This window comes from Deinococcus sp. (assembly GCF_030523985.1).
Classification (GTDB): Bacteria; Deinococcota; Deinococci; order Deinococcales; family Deinococcaceae; genus Deinococcus.
On the sequence record NZ_JAUNHK010000062.1, the window covers coordinates 14,003 to 16,035 of the forward strand.

2 protein-coding genes are annotated in these 2,033 nt (G+C 64.3%); both read left to right on the forward strand.

Annotated elements, in window-relative coordinates; all coding sequences use genetic code 11:
- A partial coding sequence (locus tag Q4C89_RS09895; RefSeq protein ID WP_303102446.1) for a GNAT family N-acetyltransferase occupies window positions 1-846 on the forward strand: 846 nt, incomplete at its 5' end.
- A gap of 69 nt (window positions 847-915) precedes the next feature.
- The coding region (argH, locus tag Q4C89_RS09900) for an argininosuccinate lyase (RefSeq protein WP_303102447.1) at window positions 916-2,033 on the forward strand (1,118 nt) is incomplete at its 3' end.

Here is a 2,033-nt window from a genome sequence, read left to right on the forward strand (position 1 = left end):
GACTGGCTGCGTGGTGCCATCCCAGCGGGCGACTACGTGGGTCTGCTGGCCGAAGTGGACGGCGTGGTGGTGGGCGGCGTGGGGCTGATGTTCCGCGCCAAGATGCCCAGCGCCAAAGACCCGGCGCTGACCCAGGGCTACGTCCTGAATATGTATGTGGCTCCCGAACACCGCCGCAAAGGCATCTCCGAGGCGCTGATGCGGGGAGCGCTGGCCGAAGTCAGGAGGCGTGGCCTCCGTTCCGTGAGTCTGAATGCCGCGCCAATGGGCAAAAAGATTTACGAGCGACTGGGTTTTATGGAGGCCACCAGCCCCGAGATGCGTCTGACCCTGGAAGACTCGCCCTGGACTTTCCATTACCCAGACGGCTTTGGCTACCGCCGCGTCACCTCCGCCGACCTGCCTGCCTTCCTCGCCGTGATGCTGGCGGCGGGCATGGACCCACGCTCGGCCTGGAACAGCACCACCGTGGCCGACTTGGAAAAAACCATGTCCGGCCCGCACTCCGGTGGCTTTCTGGCGCTGGACAGTGGGGGAGAGGCCGTCGGCTGCGTCGGCTTTCGCCCTGACCTCCACGACCCGCACACGCTGACCCTGAACAAGCTGGCGACCTTGCCGCAAGTGCGCGGGCAAGGGGTGGCGCGGCATCTGGTGGGCGAAGTGGAAGGTGTGGCGGCGCGGGAAGGCTTTCGGCGCGTGCTGCTGGCGGTCAGTCAGGTGAACTTGGGCGCAGTGCCTTTTTACGAGCGGCTGGGCTACAGGCAGGTAGACGAAGATTATGCGTACAGCAGCGGCAAAAACGGGCGGCCCGTGGTGCTGGCCAAAGAGGTACGCGGTGAGCGGTAAGACGTGCGCGGTGAGTTCAGGCCACCGCGTCCCGTACACCGCCCAGCGCGTACTTTCCGAAGGAAACATATGACCAACCAAAAACAGGAAACTAAACTCTGGGGCGGGCGTTTTGCGGAGGCCACCGCCGAACTCGTGGAACTCTTCAACGCCTCGGTGGGCTTCGACCAGCGCCTCGCTGAGCAGGACATTCGCGGCTCTTTGGCACATGTGGCGATGCTGGGCAAACAGGGCATTCTGAGCGCCGAGGAAGTGGGGCAGATTCAGGACGGCCTAAATGACGTGTTGCAGGACATCCGCGCCGGAAATTTCGAGTGGCGACTTGACCGCGAGGACGTTCACATGAACGTGGAAGCCGCGCTGCGTGACCGCATCGGCCCCGTGGCGGGCAAGCTGCACACCGCCCGCAGCCGCAACGACCAGGTGGCGCTGGATTTCCGGCTGTTCACCAAGGAAGCCGCGCTGGATTTGGCCGACCTGACGCGACAGCTCCGCGCCGTGATGCTGGCGGAGGCCGAAAAGCACTTGCAGGCCGAGGTGATCTTGCCTGGGTACACGCACCTTCAGGTGGCCCAGCCCATTTTGCTGTCTCACTGGTTCATGGCATATGTGGCGATGCTGGAGCGCGACGAGGGCCGTTTCCGCGACGCTGCCGAGCGCATGGACGAAAGCCCGCTGGGCAGCTCGGCGCTGGCGGGCACGCCCTGGCCTCTTGACCGCCACGCCACCGCCGAAGCCCTGGGTTTCGCCCGTCCGACTGCCAACAGCCTGGATGGGGTGGGCAGCCGCGACTTTGCGCTGGAATTCCTGAGTGCCTGTGCGATTCTGGCCGCGCATCTCTCGCGCCTGTCCGAAGAACTGATTCTGTACTCCACCTTCGAGTTCGGCTTTATCACCCTCCCTGACTCTCACACCACAGGCAGCTCCATCATGCCGCAGAAGAAAAACCCCGACGTGTCCGAGCTGGCACGCGGCAAGGCGGGGCGCGTGTTCGGCAACCTGATGGGCCTGCTCACGGTGGTCAAGGGCACGCCGCTGGCCTACAACAAGGACTTGCAGGAGGACAAGGAAGGCGTCTTCGACAGCTACGACACCCTTTCAATCATCCTGCGCCTGTATGCCGAGATGATGCCCAAGACGGTGTGGCACGCCGAAACCACCAAGGCCGCCGCCGCACGGGGCTACAG